Genomic DNA, 20,909 nt, shown 5'->3' on the forward strand with positions numbered 1-20,909 from the left:
CTTATTACGACATAAATGGGCACGACGCCCGTACCGGACGCATCTGGCCGCCAATAAATAAAGTCCTGCAGCTGCTGCGTATTTCCCACACGCGGTGACAGGGTGATATTACCCACCGGTTTCACATCCGTGCCAGTGTGCACCGGTGTGTTCGGAACCGGCCCCCGATTGCCCGTATCCGAAGGTTTTGCGGATTCCGGAACAGGATTTATCAGGATAGTTCGCGGCGGTGTGCCCAGCATTGCCGGAAGTCTGATGATATCCAGCCCGCTCACCGCATCGCGCACCGCATTTAGCACTGGCACCGCGGCGGGTACATTATCCCCGGTTTTCAGCAGCTCCAGTACCATTTCACCGTTGCGTTCAATCAGCGCGCCCCGTACCGGCAGNGGCACCGCGGCGGGTACATTATCCCCGGTTTTCAGCAGCTCCAGTACCATTTCACCGTTGCGTTCAATCAGCGCGCCCCGTACCGGCAGATTGATACTCGCTGAGCCTGGATTGATTTTTCTCTGACCGGCCAGTAGCCTGGCATTTAGCGCAAACATTGCTTCCGTGTCCCGTCCCGGAACACGGTCGCTGCCTTTTCCTGCCTGGGATGAGAACAGTAAAACTGAAGCGGCAGCTGCCATCGGCCCCAGGCTACTGGCGGTCAGCAATGCTACAGCGCGGCTGACTGCTGAGGTCAGCATGCCGCCAATCTCTCCGGCAAGCGTCATCACGCCCTCTCCGGCCACCGAAAGAAGCATACTCCACTGCCCGCTGCTCAGCAGCATCGCCCCCGGAGCACTCAGCATCAGCGCAGCGGTATCAGCCTGCTCCTGCGTGTAGGCAGGCGCCGGAAGCTGCCCCGTCAGCAAAGTCACGGCCACTTTCTGCTCGGCCTTTGTGCAAAAACATATTGCCACGCCATACTCGTCGCCCCTGTCCATCACCCATGTCCAACCGAGTGCGTTAAGGTTCTTCAGATAGCAGGCTTTTGTTTGTGATTTGAACTGGAACTTGCCGTCGCCGAGGTCGGTGACGAGGGGTTCAGCTGGGTGATTTTCGGGACCCGTGGTGATGACTTTTCCAGAGGCATCGTAAGGTACACCATCTTTGTAATAGGCAGGAATTATTGACATTTTTCATCCTTTTTGTGGTATCCGGTGGCCTACACTCAGAGCATCAGGTGTACTGACCAGATAGTTCCTTTGATTTATACTGAATATAAAAGGGTCTTCCTCGATCATGGTGGCTTAGGATAAAGCGTTTTTTATAGTTCTTAATATGCCAGGATGCTATAAGGTGTTGCCTTGATAGCCGAATTTTGATTTAAAACAATACTCCCAACCTCAACCTGATTGAAAAGGTAAAATATTATGCCAGCATGTTCTGGACTTTCTTCTTGTCTTTCCAGCCCCCAATACCCGAGAGAATGTAAAGACACATATACTAGCGTTAAGCAGCAAAGAATCGGCGATTATGATGTTTCTCATTCCAGCCAGAAAGATATCCGTCCTGCTAACAGAAGCAAGGAAAATACCAGCAAAAGAGTTAGTATTTGCGCGTTCTCTTTTAAGAGAGCTGGGTATAACAAAAAATCCTTATCAAGATCCCACTGTGAAATCAAATAATTGTGGCATGCCTTATTTCCCAGTAATGTAGTAAAATATCCATATATCATAATTCCATATTTAGCCTGCCGTAATGAAATATTTCAGCCACCTCGAAGCGTTCTCTGTTTCGATATCCGCGCGCCTTTATCCTGAGCAGCCCTATTTTACTGTTCAGGAACTCCGCATTACCATTCGATACCCGGTTTTTCATTGCATTCAGGATGCCGTAAAGGCGCTTTGTCACCAGGTGGGCAACTTTAACCTCTCAGTCCGGCGTCCGAGCGGTTTTGATGGATGCGGGCTGCACTGATACAGGCCATATTCATGTCCATCGACAGCGTTTTTATATCATCCAGTTGATGATCTCTCAGAGCACGCATCAAGGTGACGCCATTTACGACGTTGGTGATCATGTACGGGGCAGGGTTTACCACAGGTTGGACAGGTAAGTGGAGTGTGCTCAGCAATGCCGACAATCAGCGTCACTGAGCCAGATTTTTCAATCAAGAGAAAAAGATTTTACCTGTCACGCGGCTGACAGATTAAGGATATGGGCATAGAGGGACTTATCGTCCATGGCAGGCTCCTCAGAAAATCAAGACTGCCATCATAATGCCCTTAGCCTGCACAACAGGGGAATACCCATCTAAAAACAGTAAATTGGGATGCCATCTTTCGTCCTCCGGTCAGTCAAATGAGATTTTATTACGCTGGGCGTCAGGCCCGGCATACAGAAAGAAGAATCCTGATGGGCCGATCCCGGCGATTCAGGGGGGGGATTATGAGCGGCTGACTCAGCGAAAAGGCTATGCCAAATGGGGACGTAACGGCACGCCTTAACGTGAGGCCGGCTACGGTGGGGCAATGCCGCTCATTTCACAGGCCAGCGCGCCGGTCCGCTTCAACGCATAGGTGTAGCGCTCATCAAATGGGTAACAGCAGGAGAGACGCAGCGCACTGTTGCAGCGATCGCTAAGTGTATAGAGCGCGCCGGGGGTCAGGCATATTTTCTCCTGTAGAAGCCGGTGAAACAGCTGCACGCTATCGACGTTATCCGGCAGCTCAACCCAGAAGACAAAGCCGCCGCTGGGCAGCGTTGCCCGCGTTCCCTGGGGAAAGTGCCGGGCGATGATGCTCCGAGCCTCATCAAGCTGTGCGGCATAGCGGCGGCGCAGCGTGCGCAGATGGTGGTCGTAGCCACCTGATTCCAGAAAATGGCCCAGCGTTTCTGAAAGCAGGCGCGATTCCGTCAGGGAAGAGACCGATTTCAGCCGGGCCAGCTTTCCGGTAAAGCGTCCTGCGGCAATCCATCCAACGTGGAAATCGGGTGCAACCGTTTTAGTGAAGCTGGTGCAGTAGAGAACCCACCCCTCCCGATCGAAGGCTTTTACCGCGGGTGATAGCGGCCAGCAGAATTGCAGTTCGCCGTAAAGGCCGTCCTCAATCAGCGGCACCTGATAGCGGTTGACCATCTCCGCCAGACGCTTTTTCTCCTCCAGTTTCATGCTGCATCCCAGCGGGTTTTGCACGGTTGGCATGGCGACGATAGCCTGAATGCGCCGCTCCTGGAGTAGCAGCTCCAGTGCATCCAGCGACAGGCCGAACTGGGGGTCAGTGGGGATCTCGATGACCCTCAGACCCAGGCTGGCCAGCAGGGGAAAGAGATAAAAATAGGTGGGGGTTTCAATGCCCACGCAGTCGCCGGGCTGAGTGACCGTTCGTAATGCCAGCTGGAGGGCTTCCATGCAGCCATGCGTCAGCGTGATATCTTCCAGGGTAAGGCGGATACCCAGATCCATCGATCGGCGTGCCACTTCGCGCCTCAGGCGCTCGCTTCCGGGCGGCAGCGCGTAGCGCCCAATCAGCGACGGTTCGCGACGTAGCAGCGAGGCCATGATGCGGCTGATTTTTGCCGTAGGAAAAAAATCGCTGTTTTGCGGGCAGGCGAGCGAGATGTTGGTGTAGTCCGGATGGTTCTGCGCGGCAAAAACGGCATCAATCAGATCCAGTTTCTCACTGCTGGGAGAGCGCACCTGTGCCTGGCGGTCACCCGAGGATTTTACTGAGGGTAGTACGCTACGGACGTAATAGCCTGACTGAGGACGCGCTTCGATAAGTCCGCGATCCTCCAGAATCCGGTAGGCAGCCAATACGGTATTGACGCTGAGCTGGTGATTGCTGGCACAGCGGCGAATAGCGGGCAGACGGCTGCCAGGGGGATAGGTGCCAACGTGGATCGCTTCCGCCAGCGTCTGCGCCAGCTGCTGATACAGCGTACTTTCCTGCATATCAATAATGGACACAGTTAACGCTCCCTTAAGGGGGTACAGATGGGATAATTTGCAGATTGTACTCATTACAATAGTGTAATTGTGAGTCTGTTACCATTAGCGTGCCGCTTTTACTATGGTCATCTCATTCATCTGTCGGATAGCCACTATGCTCGATCCCTCCTTTTTCAGCTATGTTACCGTGATGTCGATTACCCCAGGCCCTAATAACCTTCTGCTCGCCACCTCCGGCGTCAATTTTGGCATACGACGTACCCTGCCGATGATGCTGGGCATTATGGTCGGATGCGCAATCCAGACGGTGATCACCGGGCTGCTGCTGGAGGGACTCCTTCAGTGGATGGGAACTGTCAGAATGCCACTGACGCTGATGGGGTGTGCCTACCTGTTCTGGCTGTCATGGAAGATATTTCGCGCAGGTGTTCCTGAACTGCACGAAAAGGCCCGTCCGATGACGCTACTGGGCGGCGCGCTTTTTCAGGCGGTCAACCCCAAAGCCTGGCTGATGGCGACGAACGTCGCCCTGATGTATACCGCCAACAGCGGCATACTGGCGGTGATGATTGGGTTTATGGCGCTGAATCTACCCTGTATTCTGGTGTGGGCCGCGCTGGGCGACAGGCTGGGGAAACACTTACAGGTGGCGTGGAAGCTGCGGTTATTCAATACCATTATGGGGCTGTCGCTGGTGATCACCACGCTGTGGATGCTGACAGAAGTTATTCATCCCTGAGCATCAGCAGGGGCGGCACATTCGCCGCCCCTGTTATTAATCGGGCGCGCCGTCCTTATCTTCGTGCGAAGGCCACTTCCAGTTGTGCACCTCCGGGATATCCTCGCCATACTCCCTTACCCAGGCATGGTGTGCCGCGAGTTTTTCCTGTAGCGCATCCAGTACGCTCCCCGCTTCTTCCTGCAATCCTGGCACGCGCAGAATGGCGTTTTGCGCCAGATGATAGCGATCCAGCTCGTTTAACACCGTCATATCGAAAGGCGTGGTGGTGGTGCCTTCCTCGTTAAAGCCGTGAACATGAATATTACGATGATTATTTCGTTGCCAGGTCAGGCGGTGGATCAGCGCCGGATAACCGTGGAAGGCGAAAATCACCGGCTTATCTGCGGTGAAGATAGTCTCCCACTCCTGCTCATCCAGCCCGTGCGGATGCTGCTCTTTCGTCTGCATCGCCAGCAGATCCACGACATTCACCACTCTGACGCGCAGGCCGGGAAGGTACTGGCGCAGCAAATCTACGGCGGCAAGCGTTTCGAGGGTGGGAACGTCACCTGCGCAGGCCATCACGACGTCGGCAGGCTCGTCCACCGTTTCATTACCGGCCCAGGGCCAGATACCCATGCCTTTTTCACAGTGTCTGATGGCCTGATCCATGGTCAGCCACTGCGGCTCAGGCTGCTTTCCGGCAACGATCACGTTGATCCTGTCCCAGGTGCGCAGACAGTGATCCCCCACCCACAGCAGCGTATTGGCATCCGGCGGCAGATAGATGCGGGCGATATCGGCCTTCTTATTGGCAACATGGTCCATAAAGCCCGGATCCTGATGGCTATAGCCATTGTGGTCCTGACGCCAGACATGGGATGAGAGCAGATAGTTGAGCGAGGAGATCGGTTTGCGCCAGGGCAGCTTACGGGAAACTTTTAGCCATTTCGCATGCTGATTAAACATTGAGTCGATAATGTGAATAAAGGCTTCGTAGCAGTTAAACAGGCCGTGCCTGCCCGTCAGCAAATAGCCTTCAAGCCAGCCCTGACACTGGTGTTCACTGAGGATTTCCATGACTCGTCCATCCTGCGCCAGCTGTTCGTCCCAGGGAAGGATCGCCTCCATCCAGCTGCGATTGGTCACATCAAACACCTTACCCAGCCGGTTAGAGGCCGTCTCATCCGGGCCAAACAGGCGGAAATTGTCCGGGTTGCGGGTAAAAATCTCGCTCAGGTAGCTGGCCAGCACCGCCGTTGACTGCGCCAGCGTCTCGCCCGGCCTGTTAACCTCCACCGCATACTGACGGATATCAGGCACCTCCAACAGGTTGCGCAGTCGTCCACCGTTGGCATAAGGGGTGGAACCCATACGTTTATCTCCGGTTGGTGCCAGCGCCTGTAACTCCGGCATCAACCGGCCCGCGTCGTCGAACAGCTCATCAGGATGATAGCCTGCCATCCACTGCTGGAGGATCTCCCGGTGCGCCTCATTTTCCCGACATTCTGCCACCGGCACCTGGTGCGCACGCCAGAACCCCTCTACTTTTTTGCCGTCCACGGTTTTTGGCCCGGTCCAGCCTTTTGGGCTGCGCAAAATAATCATCGGCCAGCGGGGGACGCGCTTCTGTGCTTCACCGCGGCGTGCCGCCTGCTGAATATGCTGAATGCGGTCGAAGGCTTTATCCAACACGTCGGCCATCTGACGATGCATCAGCTGGGGATCATCGCCGACCACAAACAGAGGTTCATATCCGTAACCGTTGAAAAGCTGTTCCAAATCGCCGTCGTCGGTGCGGCCCAGAATTGTGGGGTTGGCGATTTTATACCCGTTGAGATGCAGAATGGGTAATACAGCCCCGTCACGTACGGGATTAAGAAATTTCGTGCCGTGCCAGCTGGCGGCGAGCGGCCCGGTTTCCGCCTCGCCGTCGCCGATAACGCAGGGGACAATCAGATTGGGATTGTCGAAGGCGGCACCAAAAGCATGAACCAGTGAATAACCCAGTTCGCCCCCTTCATGAATCGATCCCGGCGTTTCAGGCGCAGCATGGCTGGGAATACCGCCGGGGAACGAAAACTGCCGGAATAGCTTACGCATACCTTCAGCATCCTGGCTGATATCAGGGTAAATTTCGCTGTAGCTCCCCTCCAGCCAGGTGTTCGCTACCATGCCGGGGCCACCGTGTCCCGGGCCGCAGATGTAGAGCAGATCGGTATCCCGCTGGCGGATAATTCGGTTCAGGTGAGCGTAAATGAAATTCAGGCCGGGGGTGGTTCCCCAGTGGCCCAGCAGGCGAGACTTAATATGACCTGCCTCCAGGGGCTGCCGCAACAGCGGGTTGTCCAGCAGATAGATCTGCCCGACCGACAGGTAGTTAGCGGCGCGCCAGTAGCGATCCAAAAGCGTTAAATCAGGGTCTGAGACTGGCGGGTGTAAAGGCGTATCCATTAATGTCCTCCTCATTAGCGCATCAGATCAAAGCATAGACGCCTGAGTCGGGCATGCAGAGAAAGGGCGCGGGGACGGGAGCGTAACGACATAAACAGGTCGGGTGTGGCAGATAAGAGGGGGATTATGCTGCCCGGCGGGCACATGTTGCCACCGGGCGTTTCGGGGAATTACTTACCCATTGCCGTCGAGCCGGCCTGCTGCGCTTCATCGTTGGCCGCCACGGGTGGCGTATAGGCCAGTTGAAGAAGCCGGCTGGTTTCTGCCAGCACCTTCTCCGTTGCAGCGACGTTACCGTTCAGGCTCTGCCCGAGGGACGGGATCATCGTTTTCAGCGTCGACTGCCATGCCGGGGTAGCCATCTTTTCTGCGAAGACCTTTTTCATCAGCTCCAGCATAATATGCGCCGCCGTTGAAGCGCCCGGCGATGCACCCAGCAGGGCAGAAATCGTGCCATCCTGCGAAGTCACCACCTCGGTACCCAGTTTAAGTACGCCGCCTTTACCCGCCTCTTTTTTGATGATTTGCACGCGCTGCCCCGCTTTTACGCGACGCCAGTCCTCTTTTTTCGCCTGCGGTAAATAGGCCTTTAGCGCCCGATGGCGATCGTCATCGGTCAGCATCACCTGGCCTACCAGGTATTTTACCAGGTTGAAGTTATTCAGCCCAACCTGCGCCATCGGTAAAACGTTCGATGAGGTCATTGAACCAAACATATCCCACAGCGAACCCTGCTTCAGATACCGCGTAGAAAATGAGGCGAAGGGGCCAAATAGCAGAACCTGCTTACCGTCCAGCGTCCGGGTATCCAGATGCGGCACGGACATCGGCGGCGCACCCACCTCGGCTTTACCATAAACTTTGGCCAGGTGGCGGTTCACCACCTCCTGATTATCGGTGACGAGGAATTCACCGCCCACCGGAAAGCCCGCATAATCTTTCGCTTCCGGAATGCCGGAGGCCTGTAGCAGCGTCAGCGCCGCCCCGCCCGCCCCGATAAAGATGTACCTGGCGCGAAGGGTTTGTTTACGCCCGCTGTTTTTCAGATCGGACAGGGTAACACGCCACATTCCGTCCCGGTCGCGCTTGATATCACGCACCTCATGATGATTTTGCAGGCTGAATCCGGCGCTTTTCTTTAGCGAGGCAATCAGCTGGCGCGTGATTTCACCGAAGTTAACGTCGGTCCCCATCTCGCTGCGGGTCGCGGCAACGCGCTGATGCGCATCACGCCCTTCCATAATTAACGGGATCCATCTCTTGATCTGCTCAGGGTTTTCCGAGTATTCCATATCGCGAAACAGCGTATTTTTCTGCAGCGCGGCATAGCGTTTTTTCAGAAAGTTAACGTGTTCCTCCCCCCAAACGAAGCTCATATGAGGCACGCTGGTGATAAAGCTGCGGGGATGACTCAGCACGCCCTGCTGAACCTGATAAGCCCAGAACTGTCGGGAGATCTGAAATGCCTCGTTGATCTCAACCGCCTTCCCGATAGCCACCGTACCGTCACTGTTCATCGGGGTGTAGTTCATCTCAGCCAGCGCAGCATGTCCCGTGCCCGCATTATTCCAGCCATTTGAACTCTCTTCCGCGACGTCATCCAGGCGCTCGACCATGCCGATGCGCCAGTTTGGCTCAAGCTGCTGGAGGTAGGTGCCCAGCGTCGCGCTCATAATGCCGCCGCCAATCATTAATACATCGACGTCGCCCCTATTTTTCTCATCAGAGGTCGCATTTGACTTGCCTGGGGCAGTGTGACAAATGGACTGGCGTTGTGCTGATTTCCGCATGATGCGACATCTCCATATGCTGAATTTTCAACATGTTATGCAGGTAATACAGGGCTGTTTCCCGGTTCAGTCTGGTCATCTGGCTGGATCCGGGGGGACGTCTTATAAAACCCACATGAATAAAATGGATTATTTAACAAGCAGTTAATGCTCTGGAAATATACCATTGTTACGAGGGAATTAAAAAATTGTTTAAAGATTAAAAGTGATAATGAAAATTCAAACAAAATTAGTAACATTTATGGGCGTTGAGATTGTGGGCCTTGTGGACCGCCAGCAGGCGCCCAGGGGAGTGCGGATAACGCATCGGGAAACCAGGGTAACCCTGGGGATCAGAAGAGGGATGTGCGGCTAAAGCATGAAAAAAGGCTGAACAGGGAGACAAAATTGGGGGTCAGAAAATCAGGCACCCTGCTCCGTGGCCGGAGCAGGGGACGTTTATCAGGCGTTTTTCGCCGCTGCCGCTGCTTTCACAATGGCCGCAAAGGCATCTGCCTTCAGCGATGCGCCGCCAACCAGCGCGCCGTCAATATCCGGCTGGGCAAACAGCTCGGCCGCATTTTTATCATTTACGGAGCCGCCGTACTGGAGGATGACCTGGGCCGCTACAGCATGGTTTTCTTTCGCGATATGATCGCGGATAAATTTGTGTACTGCCTGAGCCTGCGCAGGCGTAGCAGATTTGCCCGTACCGATGGCCCAGACTGGCTCGTAGGCAATGACCACGCCGTTGAACGCTTCAGCACCCTGGGTTTTTAACACCGCGTCAATCTGACGTGCGCACACTTCTTCGGTTTTGCCTGCTTCATTTTCGGCTTCGGTTTCGCCGATACATAATACCGGGATCAGACCTGCCGCTTTCAGTAAGGCGAACTTCTTCGCGATAAGCTCATCGCTCTCTTTATGGTAGGTACGACGCTCAGAGTGACCGATGATAATGTACTGTGCACCGACGTCTTTCAGCATGTCCGCGGAGACTTCACCCGTGAAAGCACCGGAAAGGTTAACGTCCACGTTCTGCGCGCCGAGCACAATCTGGCTGCCAGAAAGGGCGTGTTTAGCCTGATCCAGATACATCACCGGCGGGGCGATAGCGACACCGCAACCGTCAACGCTGCTCAGCTCGTTTCGCAGGCCTGCAATCAGCTCTTTAACCACTGTTTTGCTGCCGTTCAGTTTCCAGTTACCCATAACTAATGGATGTCGCATCATATCCTCCGCGTCGCGAAATACGTTAAATTACCCTGCCGGAGCAGCGTTGTCTGCCAGACAGTATAGAGATGAAAACTATGAAAGGCTTTGCTTTTCGTCATCTTTGCCCGCGTCAGTTGGGGGTCATGGCCAGTTTTATTGGCTCGATAGCAAAGGTCAGCCCCTTATCACCGTTATCCGCAATGACATAGCGTAATGCCCCTTCGCTCTGTTCAAAGTAGCGCGATCCTTTACCCCTGTTTAGCAGGTCATCCAGACGTTTCAGGCTCAGCGCTTCGGTCAGCGTGGGCTCAAAAAAGCGCGCCAGGGCGGCCATATAAGCGCGGGCTTTATCACGTGCCGCCTTCTCATCAGGGCCAGGCACCGGCAGCCAGGTAATTTGCAGGGTTTTGACCTTACCCGTGCCCTGTTCAATGGCGGTAGAACTATAGAGATTTTCATTGATCTTGCTGGCGGCACGGGTCAAATTACTTTTGTCCCCGCGATTGTCGATTGCCCGATACTCCGGGATCGTTAATGCTGGATTAATCGCATTATACTTTTCCCGAAACTGGCCGATAGTAAAATCAAATGTTGGCGCCCCCGCCATAAGATAGGGAGCAGTCGGCATATGCTCGGTACGATCCTGTGGCACAGGATCAGCCCAAAGCGGAGGCGCCGCCAGCGTAACGAGAAGTGTAATGCTCGTGATGAGCGCTTTATTCATGTTGTCCATCCTGAACCTTTCATTCAGACAAGATTAGAACGGACAATGGTCGGCAAAGTCAAAGCCTGACGCTGTTCCAGGGGATTAAAAATGACCTTACAAGCGTGGTGTTTCTCCTGGCGGGGAAGGCTGGGAAGGCGGGACTTCTGGATCTGGCTGGCGCTCTGGCTGGCGATGATGGTGCTACTGTTTACCCTGACGGCCCGGAACTGGTTAAGTTCGCAAACCGCTGCCTTTTGTCTGGTATGCCTGCTGTGGCCGACCAGCGCGGTGGTGGTTAAGCGTCTGCATGACCGCAATAAGCCGGGATACTGGGGACTGTTGCTGATCCTGGCCTGGATGCTGCTGGCCGGAAACTGGGAATCACTGCCCGCCAGCGGGCAGTGGGTGCTGAGCCGCTTTATTCCGACGCTGATCCTGGTGACCATGACGCTGGAGCTGGGGGGCTTTCGCGGCAGCGCTGGCGCAAACCGCTTCGGAAAAGCGGCGCTGCCGGTTAACTACAGAGGACGCCGTACGGCCAATTACCAGTAGTGTTCGCTGGTAATATGGCCAGGCTTGCGCTTCAGATGCTTGCGCATATCCCGGCTATCTTTCAGCAGCTGCTGAGTGTCACGTACCATTTGCGGGTTACCGCACAGCATAATATGGCTGCTTTCAGCATCCATCTGAATGCCGACGGCGGCCTCAAGCTCGCCGTTATTAATCAGCGCCGGTACGCGACCCGTAAGCGAACCCGCTACCGCTTCGCGGCTGACCACGGTCTGTATCTGTAGCTGGCCGCTGTAGCGTTGCTGAAGCTGCTGCATCAGCGGGAGATAGCTCAGGTCCTGCGCATAGCGCACGGCATGAACCAGGACGATATTTTTAAATCGTTCCAGGCCCTGGCCTTCCTGCAATATTGACAGATAGGGGCCAAGGGCGGTTCCCGTCGCCAGCATCCACAGCGTCTCGCAGGGCGGGATCTCATCCACCACAAAGAAACCCGCTGACTCTTTGGTGATCATCACCTCCTGACCCGGCTCAAGCGCGTGCAGACGAGGACTGAGTTTGCCCTCAGGCACCGTTACCAGATAAAACTCCAGGTTTTTATCGCTGGGTGCATTCACAAAGGAATAGGCGCGCTGTACGCGTTCGCCGTCAATTTCCAGCGCCAGTTTGGCAAACTGACCGGCGATAAAGGGGTCGATGGGGGCGGTCACGGTGATACTGAATAAGCTATCTGTCCAGTCAGTCACCTTTTCGATACTGGCGTTTACCCATTCGGCCATAAAACAGCTCCTTAGTCGGTGTGGGGCACATTAGCCCTTTAGCCAATATCTTCGCTACTGAGCGGCCATTTTTCCAGTGGCAACGGCTGGCAAAGCTCATATCGACAAATCGAGAGGTGGCGCAAAGGGCAATAACGTACAGTTTATTTTACACTTCCGCGCGGATTCACTGACAGCCGCCGTCCAGCCATTTGCGCCACTCCGCTCGCTTTATTATGAAATCCTGATATTTTCCACGCCAATACCTTCTTAATCCTGATGAATACCCTTTTTACACTGGGTTATTCCGATAATCGTCCTGACTAAAATGAAAAAAATTGAAAACAGACAGCTGCTGATCATGCTGATTGCGCTGGTTGCCGTCGGTCAGATGGCACAAACAATTTATGTCCCCGCGATGGTCAACATTGCGGAGGCGTTTAATGTGCGTGACGGCGCGGTGCAGCGCGTCATGGCGGGCTATCTGATGACCTATGGCGGATCGCAGCTGCTGTACGGGCCGCTTTCTGACAAAATTGGTCGCCGTCCGGTGATTCTGGCAGGTCTGTGCATTTTTATTATGGGTACGCTGGTGGCGCTGACGGCAGCAAACCTGACAATGCTGATAGCAGGCAGCGCCATTCAGGGAATGGGGACCGGCGTGGCGGGCGTGATGGCCAGAACGATGCCGCGCGATCTCTACGCCGGCAGTGCGCTACGTTATGCTAACAGCCTGCTGAATATGGGCATTCTGGTCAGTCCGCTGGTCGCGCCCGTGATTGGAGCAGTACTGACTCACTGGCTGGGCTGGCATGCCTGTTTTGCGTTTCTGCTGCTGCTTTGTATCGCTGTGGGCTTCGCGATGCTGCGCTGGCTACCGGAAACGCGCCCGCTGCCGGTTGAAACGCGCAGGCTCTTTTCACGCTATCGTCCCTTGCTGGCTGACGGCACCTTTATCCGCTATCTGATCATGCTTATGGGCGCGCTGGGTGGGATAGCCGTGTTCGAGGCCAGCTGTGGCGTACTGATGGGCGGGGTGCTGGGGCTGAATACGCTGATGGTCAGCCTGCTGTTCATTGTGCCTTTGCCCGCGGCATTTTTTGGCGCATGGTTTGCAGGCCGTGACAACCGCCCCTTTACCCAGCTGATGTGGTGGGCGGTTAACAGCTGTCTGCTTGCCGGTGCGATGATGTGGATCCCCGCCTGGTTCGGCATTATGACTATCTGGACGCTGGTGGTGCCCGCCGCGCTGTTTTTCTTTGGTGCGGGTATGCTCTTTCCGCTGGCGACAACCGGAGCCATGGAGCCCTGGCCCTATATGGCCGGGACGGCAGGTGCGCTACTGGGAGGATTGCAGAATCTGGGATCGGGACTGACCGCGTGGCTGTCAGCCCTGCTGCCGCAGAACGGCCAGTTTAGCCTGGGCATGCTAATGTTCGCCATGGCGCTGCTGATCCTGCTGTGCTGGCTCCCGCTCTCCAGGAGGCCAGAAGGTCAGGCCGTAGCGCAATGATGGTTCAGGGGCGGGCAGATGTCCGCCCCTGGCAAGCGGCGAGGGGGCTAAAGGATGTACGGATGCAGGCTCTCATCTTTTCGATCCAGATAGTGAATCGACTGGATGCGCCGGATGGTACGGGATTTGCCGCGCACCAGCAGCGTTTCGCTGGTTGCCATATTCCCCTGACGGGTAATGCCTTTCAGCAGGTCACCGCTGGTGATACCGGTTGCGGAGAAGATCACGTTATCATTACGCGCCATCTCAGCCAGCTGTAGCACCCTGCCAGCCTCAATGCCCATATCGCGACAGCGCGCCAGTTCCTGCTCACCTATCCGACGGTTTTCCGGCGTGTCACCCTTGACGGTGTGGCGGGGCAGTAGCCGCGCCTGCATGTCCCCATCCATCGCGCGGATCACCGCAGCGGAAACGACGCCTTCCGGTGCGCCGCCGATACCGTACAGCACGTCAACTTCGCTATCGGGCAGGCAGGTAAGAATGGACGCGGCAACATCGCCGTCGGGAATGGAGAATACGCGAACCCCAAGCTCTTGCAGAGAGGCAATCACCGCGTCGTGGCGTGGCTTAGCCAGAATCGTCACGGTCAGCGCGCTGAGCGGTTTACCCAGCGCCTGCGCTACACGATTAAGGTTCTCTGCCAGCGGCGCGTTAAGGTCTATTACGCCTTTTGCACCCGGCCCGACGATCAGCTTTTCCATATACATATCGGGCGCGTTAAGGAAGGTGCCTTTATCCCCGACGGCCAGCACTGCCAGCGCATTGGCCTGGCCCATTGCCGTCATGCGGGTGCCTTCGATAGGATCGACGGCGATATCGACGGCATCGCCGTGACCGGTGCCCACCTTCTCGCCGATATAAAGCATCGGGGCTTCATCAATCTCCCCCTCGCCAATCACGATTTCACCCGCAATCTTCACCTTATTGAGCATGATACGCATCGCATGAACTGCTGCGCCATCGGCCGCATTTTTGTCACCGCGTCCCAGCCATTTATAGCCTGCCAGCGCGGCTGCTTCGGTTACGCGTGAAAATTCTATGGCGAGTTCTCGTTTCATGATTTGCCCCGGGAAGAAAAAGAGGCGAAAAGTTTATCACAGGCGGGGGAAAGGCGGGAAATACCCGCGATTGCAGTCATCGCGGGCAGCAGAGGCGGGCTGGGGGTTATGAATCGTCCTGGTCTTCCCACGCCTGGGCGCGGGCAACGGCTTTTTTCCAGCCTGCGTAGCGATAGTTACGCTCGGAGGTTTCAATACCGGGGCGGAACTCGCGCTCAATAACCGACTTGGCGCGAACCTCGTCCAGATCCTTCCAGAAGCCGACCGCCAGCCCAGCCAGATAGGCCGATCCCAGCGCGGTGACTTCCCGCACTTCAGGCCGCTCAACGCGTGCGCCAAGGATATCGGACTGGAACTGCATCAGGAAGTTGTTCGCCACGGCACCGCCGTCCACCCGCAGGGACTGCAGGCGAGTATTGGCATCCTGCTGCATCGCTTCCAGTACGTCACGCGTCTGGTAAGCGATAGATTCCAGCGTGGCGCGAATAATGTGGTTGGCATTCGCCCCACGGGTCAGGCCGAAAATCGCGCCGCGGGCATAGGGGTCCCAGTAGGGCGCGCCTAAACCGGTAAAGGCCGGCACCATATAGACGCCGTTGCTGTCTTTTACCTTAGTGGCAAAGTATTCCGAGTCGGTTGCGTCGCCAATGAGTTTCATCTCATCGCGCAGCCACTGAATGGAGGCACCGCCGATAAACACGGCCCCTTCGAGCGCGTAGTTCACCTCGCCACGTGGACCGCAGGCGATGGTCGTCAGCAGGCCATGGGTGGAGGTAACCGCTTCGGTACCGGTATTCATCAGCATAAAGCAGCCGGTGCCATAGGTGTTTTTAGCCATTCCCGGCTGTACGCAAAGCTGACCGTAGAGCGCGGCCTGCTGGTCACCGGCGATACCGGCGATAGGAATACGTGTCCCGCCTTTACCACCGATATTGGTCTGGCCATAAACCTCCGAGGATGATTTCACCTCAGGCAGCATTTCACGGGGGATATCCAGGATGTCCAGCATGCGCTGGTCCCATTCCAGCTTATGAATATCGAACATCATGGTACGTGAAGCGTTAGTGTAGTCGGTGATATGCACCCGTCCCTGCGTCATTTTCCATACCAGCCAGGCATCGACGTTACCAAACAGCAACTCGCCGCGCTTCGCCCGCTCACGCGAACCCTCTACGTGATCGAGGATCCACTTAACCTTGGTTCCCGAGAAGTAGGGGTTAATCACCAGACCGGTGGTGTGCTGGATGTACTCTTCCAGCCCCTCTCTTTTTAGCTTTGCACAATAGTCCGCGGTGCGGGGATCCTGCCAGACAATAGCATTGTAAATTGGCTTGCCGGTCTCTTTATCCCAGACAATAGCCGTTTCACGCTGGTTAGTGATGCCGATAGCGGCAATTTCATCGGAGCGAATATCGGCATGAGCCAGCACTTCAACCAGCGTTGAGCTTTGTGACGCCCAGATATCCATCGGGTCGTGTTCAACCCAGCCCGGTTTGGGGTATATCTGCTGAAACTCGCGCTGGGATACCGCCACAATATTGGCATCGTGATCGAGAATAACGGCGCGGGAGCTGGTGGTCCCCTGGTCGAGGGCGACAATATATTTTTTATCAGTGGTCATAATTCATTCCTGATGTGTAAAGGGTTAACAACTTACGCTTTACGCTGCTCAGCACGCGCTATCGGCTTATCTTGTTTTTTTTCCACCGCCTTCCCAGGCAGGTTACAGGCGATCAACGAGCGATAGCCAAATGCACCGATAATGGCACCCACAATCGGACCGAAAATCGGCACAAGGAAGTAGGGAATATCGCGGCCGCCGGTAAAGGCAACGTTACCCCAGCCGGCCAGCCAGGCAAAGAGCTTAGGTCCGAAATCACGAGCCGGGTTCAGGGCGAAGCCGGTCAGTGGGCCCATCGCACCGCCTATCACCGCAATCAGCAGACCAATCAGTAAAGGCGCCATCGGGCCGCGAGGCAGGCCGTTGCCATCGTCGGTCAGCGCCATAATCAGCGCCATCATCACGGCGGTAATCACGGCTTCAACAAGGAAAGCCTGGCCAACGCTGATATGCGGGTTTGGATAGGTGGAAAAGATGCCTGCGAGGTCGAGGCTGGCAACCGTGCCGCGCACCATATGGTGCGTTTGCTCAAAGTCCAGGAACAGGTTGTAATAAAGGCCGTAGACCAGCGCCGCTGAGCAAAAGGCGCCAGCGATTTGCGCAAGAATGTAGGGTGCAACCTTACGACGGTCAAAGTTGGCAAACAGACAGAGGGCGATAGTGACCGCCGGATTAAGGTGCGCACCGGAGATCGCGGCGCTCAGGTAGACCGCCATGGCAACGGCGATACCCCAGATGATACTGATTTCCCACTGGCCGAAACTGGCACCGGCAAGCTTCATGGCGGCGACACAGCCTGCACCAAAGAAAATAATGGTGGCCACACCAAGAAATTCTGCGATGCACTGTCCTTTGAGCGTGCTTGTTGAATGACTCATAATGGTATTTCCTGAAGGCGAGGTTAAATGTTGTACAGCTCTATTTTGCTCATTCCCTGAGGCACCCAAATCTAATGTAGGGCTGATGTAAATTTATCGTTAACGCGCATAAACGAGAAATAGCGAAATCAAAACTTGTGCTCCAGGTCAAAAAAATGAGCGTTTTCGCGTGTTCCTGCTTTCCCTGCGCACTATTGCAATAGCGATATTCTGTTTTTTTTTCGCAATTTGTTAACGAGCGTCTTACTTTAAACGTCGCTTATGTTGTTAACGCCAGGTATAGACTGAAAATTGTTACATACTTCGCCCTGCGCGGGTTCGCTGCTGGACTTGACGGACCTGTCTACTTACAATCAGAACAACGTTGTTATCCGCGGGAATTCTGGCTTAACCATATGAGCTGCGGCTGGCAACTTCAACGCCCTGCGATTAGGAGAGGTCATTTACAATGTCATTTGAAGTGTTCGAGAAACTGGAAGCGAAAGTACAGCAGGCGATTGATACTATCACCCTGCTGCAAATGGAAATTGAAGAGTTAAAAGATCAGAATAACAACCTGAATCAGCAGGTTCAGCAGGCAGCTGGCAACAGCGACTCGCTGGTACGGGAAAATCAGCACCTTAAGGAAGAGCAGCTGGTCTGGCAGGAGCGTCTGCGCGCCCTGCTTGGCAAAATGGAAGAAGTCTGAGGTTACGGCCTGAAAAAGAGAAGGGTGCCACAGGCACCCTTTTTGCTGTCCGGGGTATGTCAGAACCCGAAAGGGTCACTCGATATCGAGCGGGTCTTCGGAGAGGATGATACCGGTGTTGTCGGCATAAAGATGATCGCCCGAGAAGAAGGTGACACCACCGAAATTGACGCGGATGTCGCTTTCACCGATACCTTCGCCAGCCGCACCTACCGGGATGGCGGCAATAGCCTGAATGCCGATATCCAGCTCTTCAAGGTCATCTACCTGACGAACTGAACCGTAGACCACGATGCCTTCCCATTCATTCTGTAGGGCCAGGCGCGCCAGCGCGGCGTCTACCAGGGCACGGCGCACCGAGCCGCCACCGTCTACCAGCAATACGCGACCCCGGCCATTTTCCTCGAGCAAATCATAGAGTAGCCCGTTGTCTTCGAAACATTTTACCGTGATGATTTGCCCGCCAAACGAGGAGCGACCCCCGAAGTTGGAGAAAAGCGGTTCAACGACGTTCACATCTTCATGATAGATGTCGCAGAGTTCAGAAGTATCATATTTCATAAGGGTTTCGTCTGTTTGCCACAGGGAGCGTAAGTATATCGCTTTCTCACCGCCATTGGCAAAATCATCAGTGGATAAAAATTGCGCCAGGTCAGGCACATCGCAGTTAATTCAGGGCCAGGCCCAGCGAGAAAAGCACGTTAATCAACAGGGACATTTTCACCGTTTTTTCAAGCTGAGGCCTCATGGCGAGGGCCGACGTCTGGGTCATAATTGCCCGCGCCTGCCTGAACAGTAGCGGTGCGGCGAGCAGAAAGAGCCATGCGGCCGCACCGGGCGCGCAAATAATATTGAACAGCGCGAAGCACAGCAGGGCACCAGCCAGCAGAACGGCATGATAGCGGCGAGCGTTAATGGCGCCCAGCCGTACCGCAAGGGTAAATTTTCCCTGCTGACGGTCAGTGTCGATATCGCGCATATTATTGACGTTAAGCACCGCGACCGCCAGCAGGCCACAGGCCGTAGCGGGCAGAAACAGTACGCTGTGAAAGCTGTGTGCCTGTAGGTAATAGCTGCCGATAACACCCAGCCAGCCGAAAAAAATCAGCACGGAGGCATCGCCAAGCCCCAGATAGCCATAGGGTTTTTTACCCACCGTATAGGCAATAGCCGCGACGATGGCGAGCGCGCCCAGCACGATAAACCCCAGAATATCGCTCACCGACTGGCAGGATGTCACGACCAGCGCGACCCCTGCAATAATGGTCATACCCACCGTTATCGCCAGCGCCCTGCGCATCTGCCGTGGGGTTATCACACCTTTTTGCATACCGCGCAGCGGCCCAATGCGCTCTGGCGTGTCGCTGCCCTTCACGGCATCGCCATAGTCGTTCGCCAGATTAGAGAGTATCTGTAGCAGCGCGGTGGTGAGGAGGGCAAGGCAGGCAATCAACAGATTAAACTGCCCGTGCCACCATGCCAGGGCTGAACCGGTGATGATCGAGGCGCACGCCAGCGGTAACGTTCGTAAACGCAGGCTCTCCAGCCATGCATGCGCGTGATTGTAGCCAGGAGCCGGATGAATATTTTCCGTCATAGGAGGAAACCTCTGCTGGGCAGAACGGTACGAGTCGTTAGTGTGGTCAGTTTACCGTCAGCCAGCCGCGCGGGACTTAATCCTTATCAAGGATATCGCCTGTCTTGCCCTTATTTCTGCGCTTTTCCCTGGTGTATCGGCCAGTATCAGCCATAAAAAAAGGAGGCCGGAGCCTCCCTCTGTTTGCTATCAACCCTTCTCAGAGAATAAAGCGGCTGAGATCTTCATCGGCCACCAGCTCATCCAGGTGCTTGCCAACGTAGTCGGCATCAATGGTAAAGGATTGTCCGTTCAGGTCGCTTGCCTCAAAGGAGATATCCTCCATCAGACGTTCCAGCACGGTATGCAGACGGCGTGCGCCGATGTTTTCGGCGGTTTCGTTAACCTGCCAGGCCGCGGCAGCAATACGGCTGATCCCGTCGTCGGTGAAGTGAATATCCACACCTTCGGTATTCATCAGTGCCTTATATTGCACCGTCACGGAGGCGCTCGGCTCGGTGAGGATCCGCTCAAAATCGTGGGTGGTCAGCGCCTGTAGCTCAACGCGAATCGGCAGACGACCCTGAAGTTCAGGGATCAGATCCGACGGGCTGGCTACCTGGAAAGCACCCGACGCGATAAAGAGGATATGATCGGTTTTCACCATGCCGTGCTTCGTCGAGACGGTACAGCCTTCGACCAGCGGCAGCAGATCGCGCTGAACTCCTTCGCGTGAGACGTCCGGGCCGGAGCTTTCTCCGCGCTTACAGACCTTGTCGATCTCATCAATAAATACGATGCCATGCTGCTCAACGGCGTCAATCGCTTCCTGCTTCAGCTCTTCCGGATTGACCAGCTTCGCGGCTTCTTCTTCCACCAGCAGCTTCATGGCGTCTTTGATTTTCAGCTTACGCGGCTTCTGCTTCTGACCGCCGATATTCTGGAACATCGACTGTAGCTGGCTGGTCATCTCCTCCATGCCTGGAGGGGCCATAATTTCCACGCCCGCCGAAGAGGCCGCCAGATCAATTTCTATTTCTTTGTCGTCAAGCTCGCCTTCGCGCAGTTTTTTACGGAAAGACTGGCGTGCGGCAGAGGGTTCAGCGGCCGATTCAGACTGCCCCCAGTTATTCTTCGCCGGAGGGATCAGCACGTCGAGGATGCGCTCTTCCGCCATCTCCTCCGCGCGATAGCGATTTTTCTCAATCGACTGAGATCGCACCATCTTGATCGCAGAATCGGTCAGATCGCGGATAATCGAGTCAACCTCTTTACCCACATAGCCCACTTCGGTGAATTTGGTCGCTTCGACCTTGATGAAAGGCGCATTAGCCAGCTTAGCAAGACGACGGGCAATTTCCGTTTTCCCGACGCCAGTCGGGCCAATCATCAGGATATTTTTGGGCGTGACTTCATGACGCAGCTCTTCGTTAAGCTGCATACGGCGCCAGCGATTACGCAGGGCGATGGCGACAGCGCGTTTAGCGTCGTCCTGGCCAATGATAAATCTGTTCAGTTCGCTGACGATTTCGCGTGGGGTCATTTCAGACATAGTTGGG

17 protein-coding genes and 1 pseudogene are annotated in these 20,909 nt (G+C 55.3%); 4 read left to right on the plus strand and 14 right to left on the minus strand.

Annotation, left to right across the window (positions count from 1 at the left end; genetic code table 11):
* The 3 genes and pseudogenes from A1830_RS24085 to A1830_RS17830 all read right to left on the minus strand — a co-directional run.
* Positions 1–1,124: S-type pyocin domain-containing protein (locus A1830_RS24085; RefSeq protein WP_369815725.1), on the minus strand; the 1,124-nt coding region annotated here is incomplete at its 3' end.
* A 538-nt stretch (positions 1,125–1,662) separates the two neighbouring features.
* Positions 1,663–2,175 (minus strand): annotated as a pseudogene (locus A1830_RS24090) (transposase).
* 274 nt (positions 2,176–2,449) lie between these two features.
* Entirely contained in the window at positions 2,450–3,886 is a 1,437-nt protein-coding gene (locus tag A1830_RS17830) for an aminotransferase-like domain-containing protein (protein WP_067709459.1), read from the minus strand.
* A gap of 151 nt (positions 3,887–4,037) precedes the next feature.
* On the opposite strand from A1830_RS17830, the gene A1830_RS17835 reads away from it, so the two are divergent.
* The gene (locus A1830_RS17835) at positions 4,038–4,622 is read left to right on the plus strand and encodes a LysE family translocator (RefSeq protein ID WP_067709373.1); all 585 of its coding nucleotides are present in this window, start codon (positions 4,038–4,040) and stop codon (positions 4,620–4,622) included.
* Between the two features lie 36 nt (positions 4,623–4,658).
* On the opposite strand, the gene A1830_RS17840 is transcribed toward A1830_RS17835, so the two are convergent.
* From A1830_RS17840 to A1830_RS17855, 4 genes are all read right to left on the minus strand, one after another.
* Complete coding sequence (locus tag A1830_RS17840; protein WP_067709375.1) at positions 4,659–7,058, minus strand: phosphoketolase family protein; 2,400 nt, start codon at positions 7,056–7,058, stop codon at positions 4,659–4,661.
* A gap of 170 nt (positions 7,059–7,228) precedes the next feature.
* On the minus strand, positions 7,229–8,848 hold the full coding sequence (gene mqo, locus A1830_RS17845; protein WP_082804207.1) for a malate dehydrogenase (quinone): 1,620 nt from the start codon (positions 8,846–8,848) through the stop codon (positions 7,229–7,231).
* A 441-nt stretch (positions 8,849–9,289) separates the two neighbouring features.
* Positions 9,290–10,057: a triose-phosphate isomerase gene (tpiA, locus tag A1830_RS17850; protein ID WP_067709380.1), complete on the minus strand. Its 768-nt coding sequence runs from the start codon at positions 10,055–10,057 to the stop codon at positions 9,290–9,292.
* A gap of 115 nt (positions 10,058–10,172) precedes the next feature.
* A complete protein-coding gene (locus tag A1830_RS17855) occupies positions 10,173–10,775 on the minus strand; it encodes a DUF1454 family protein (protein ID WP_067709382.1) in 603 nt (200 codons plus the stop codon).
* Between the two features lie 81 nt (positions 10,776–10,856).
* Here A1830_RS17855 and A1830_RS17860 point away from each other — a divergent pair, with 81 nt between their 5' ends.
* Positions 10,857–11,300: a DUF805 domain-containing protein gene (locus A1830_RS17860; RefSeq protein WP_067709384.1), complete on the plus strand. Its 444-nt coding sequence runs from the start codon at positions 10,857–10,859 to the stop codon at positions 11,298–11,300.
* Here A1830_RS17860 and fpr read toward each other — a convergent pair.
* Entirely contained in the window at positions 11,291–12,037 is a 747-nt protein-coding gene (gene fpr, locus A1830_RS17865; protein WP_067709386.1) for a ferredoxin--NADP(+) reductase, read from the minus strand. The two genes, A1830_RS17860 and fpr, sit on opposite strands and share 10 nt — an antisense overlap.
* A gap of 307 nt (positions 12,038–12,344) precedes the next feature.
* Here fpr and emrD point away from each other — a divergent pair, with 307 nt between their 5' ends.
* Positions 12,345–13,529 carry a multidrug efflux MFS transporter EmrD gene (gene emrD / locus A1830_RS17870; protein WP_067709388.1) on the plus strand — a complete coding sequence of 395 codons (1,185 nt, stop codon included), beginning with the start codon at positions 12,345–12,347 and terminating at the stop codon, positions 13,527–13,529.
* A gap of 47 nt (positions 13,530–13,576) precedes the next feature.
* Here the strand turns inward: emrD and glpX are convergent, their stop codons facing one another.
* The 3 genes from glpX to A1830_RS17885 form a co-directional block, all read right to left on the minus strand.
* Positions 13,577–14,587 carry a class II fructose-bisphosphatase gene (glpX, locus tag A1830_RS17875; protein WP_067709391.1) on the minus strand — a complete coding sequence of 337 codons (1,011 nt, stop codon included), beginning with the start codon at positions 14,585–14,587 and terminating at the stop codon, positions 13,577–13,579.
* Positions 14,588–14,693: 106 nt separating this feature from the next.
* A complete protein-coding gene (glpK, locus tag A1830_RS17880) occupies positions 14,694–16,208 on the minus strand; it encodes a glycerol kinase GlpK (protein ID WP_067709393.1) in 1,515 nt (504 codons plus the stop codon).
* A gap of 32 nt (positions 16,209–16,240) precedes the next feature.
* Positions 16,241–17,086 (minus strand): MIP/aquaporin family protein, encoded by an 846-nt coding sequence (locus A1830_RS17885; protein ID WP_067709396.1) that lies wholly within the window; start codon positions 17,084–17,086, stop codon positions 16,241–16,243.
* A gap of 448 nt (positions 17,087–17,534) precedes the next feature.
* Here A1830_RS17885 and zapB point away from each other — a divergent pair, with 448 nt between their 5' ends.
* Positions 17,535–17,774: a cell division protein ZapB gene (gene zapB, locus A1830_RS17890; RefSeq protein ID WP_067709398.1), complete on the plus strand. Its 240-nt coding sequence runs from the start codon at positions 17,535–17,537 to the stop codon at positions 17,772–17,774.
* A 75-nt stretch (positions 17,775–17,849) separates the two neighbouring features.
* Here the strand turns inward: zapB and rraA are convergent, their stop codons facing one another.
* The 3 genes from rraA to hslU form a co-directional block, all read right to left on the minus strand.
* Entirely contained in the window at positions 17,850–18,335 is a 486-nt protein-coding gene (gene rraA, locus A1830_RS17895) for a ribonuclease E activity regulator RraA (protein ID WP_067709461.1), read from the minus strand.
* 106 nt (positions 18,336–18,441) lie between these two features.
* On the minus strand, positions 18,442–19,371 hold the full coding sequence (locus tag A1830_RS17900; protein ID WP_067709400.1) for a 1,4-dihydroxy-2-naphthoate polyprenyltransferase: 930 nt from the start codon (positions 19,369–19,371) through the stop codon (positions 18,442–18,444).
* 199 nt (positions 19,372–19,570) lie between these two features.
* Positions 19,571–20,902: an HslU--HslV peptidase ATPase subunit gene (gene hslU / locus A1830_RS17905; protein WP_067709402.1), complete on the minus strand. Its 1,332-nt coding sequence runs from the start codon at positions 20,900–20,902 to the stop codon at positions 19,571–19,573.
* Positions 20,903–20,909: the final 7 nt, after the last annotated feature.

It is taken from the genome of Erwinia sp. ErVv1, from assembly GCF_900068895.1.
GTDB lineage: Bacteria > Pseudomonadota > Gammaproteobacteria > Enterobacterales > Enterobacteriaceae > Erwinia.

Bases quoted from the DNA above. Each gene is read 5' to 3' on its own strand.
- A1830_RS17830 (WP_067709459.1), bottom strand. From the start codon at position 3,886: ATGCAGGAAAGTACGCTGTATCAGCAGCTGGCGCAGACGCTGGCGGAA.
- A1830_RS17835 (WP_067709373.1), top strand. From the start codon at position 4,038: ATGCTCGATCCCTCCTTTTTCAGCTATGTTACCGTGATGTCGATTACC.
- A1830_RS17840 (WP_067709375.1), bottom strand. From the start codon at position 7,058: ATGGATACGCCTTTACACCCGCCAGTCTCAGACCCTGATTTAACGCTT.
- mqo (WP_082804207.1), bottom strand. From the start codon at position 8,848: ATGCGGAAATCAGCACAACGCCAGTCCATTTGTCACACTGCCCCAGGC.
- tpiA (WP_067709380.1), bottom strand. From the start codon at position 10,057: ATGCGACATCCATTAGTTATGGGTAACTGGAAACTGAACGGCAGCAAA.
- A1830_RS17855 (WP_067709382.1), bottom strand. From the start codon at position 10,775: ATGGACAACATGAATAAAGCGCTCATCACGAGCATTACACTTCTCGTT.
- A1830_RS17860 (WP_067709384.1), top strand. From the start codon at position 10,857: ATGACCTTACAAGCGTGGTGTTTCTCCTGGCGGGGAAGGCTGGGAAGG.
- fpr (WP_067709386.1), bottom strand. From the start codon at position 12,037: ATGGCCGAATGGGTAAACGCCAGTATCGAAAAGGTGACTGACTGGACA.
- emrD (WP_067709388.1), top strand. From the start codon at position 12,345: ATGAAAAAAATTGAAAACAGACAGCTGCTGATCATGCTGATTGCGCTG.
- glpX (WP_067709391.1), bottom strand. From the start codon at position 14,587: ATGAAACGAGAACTCGCCATAGAATTTTCACGCGTAACCGAAGCAGCC.
- glpK (WP_067709393.1), bottom strand. From the start codon at position 16,208: ATGACCACTGATAAAAAATATATTGTCGCCCTCGACCAGGGGACCACC.
- A1830_RS17885 (WP_067709396.1), bottom strand. From the start codon at position 17,086: ATGAGTCATTCAACAAGCACGCTCAAAGGACAGTGCATCGCAGAATTT.
- zapB (WP_067709398.1), top strand. From the start codon at position 17,535: ATGTCATTTGAAGTGTTCGAGAAACTGGAAGCGAAAGTACAGCAGGCG.
- rraA (WP_067709461.1), bottom strand. From the start codon at position 18,335: ATGAAATATGATACTTCTGAACTCTGCGACATCTATCATGAAGATGTG.
- A1830_RS17900 (WP_067709400.1), bottom strand. From the start codon at position 19,371: ATGACGGAAAATATTCATCCGGCTCCTGGCTACAATCACGCGCATGCA.
- hslU (WP_067709402.1), bottom strand. From the start codon at position 20,902: ATGTCTGAAATGACCCCACGCGAAATCGTCAGCGAACTGAACAGATTT.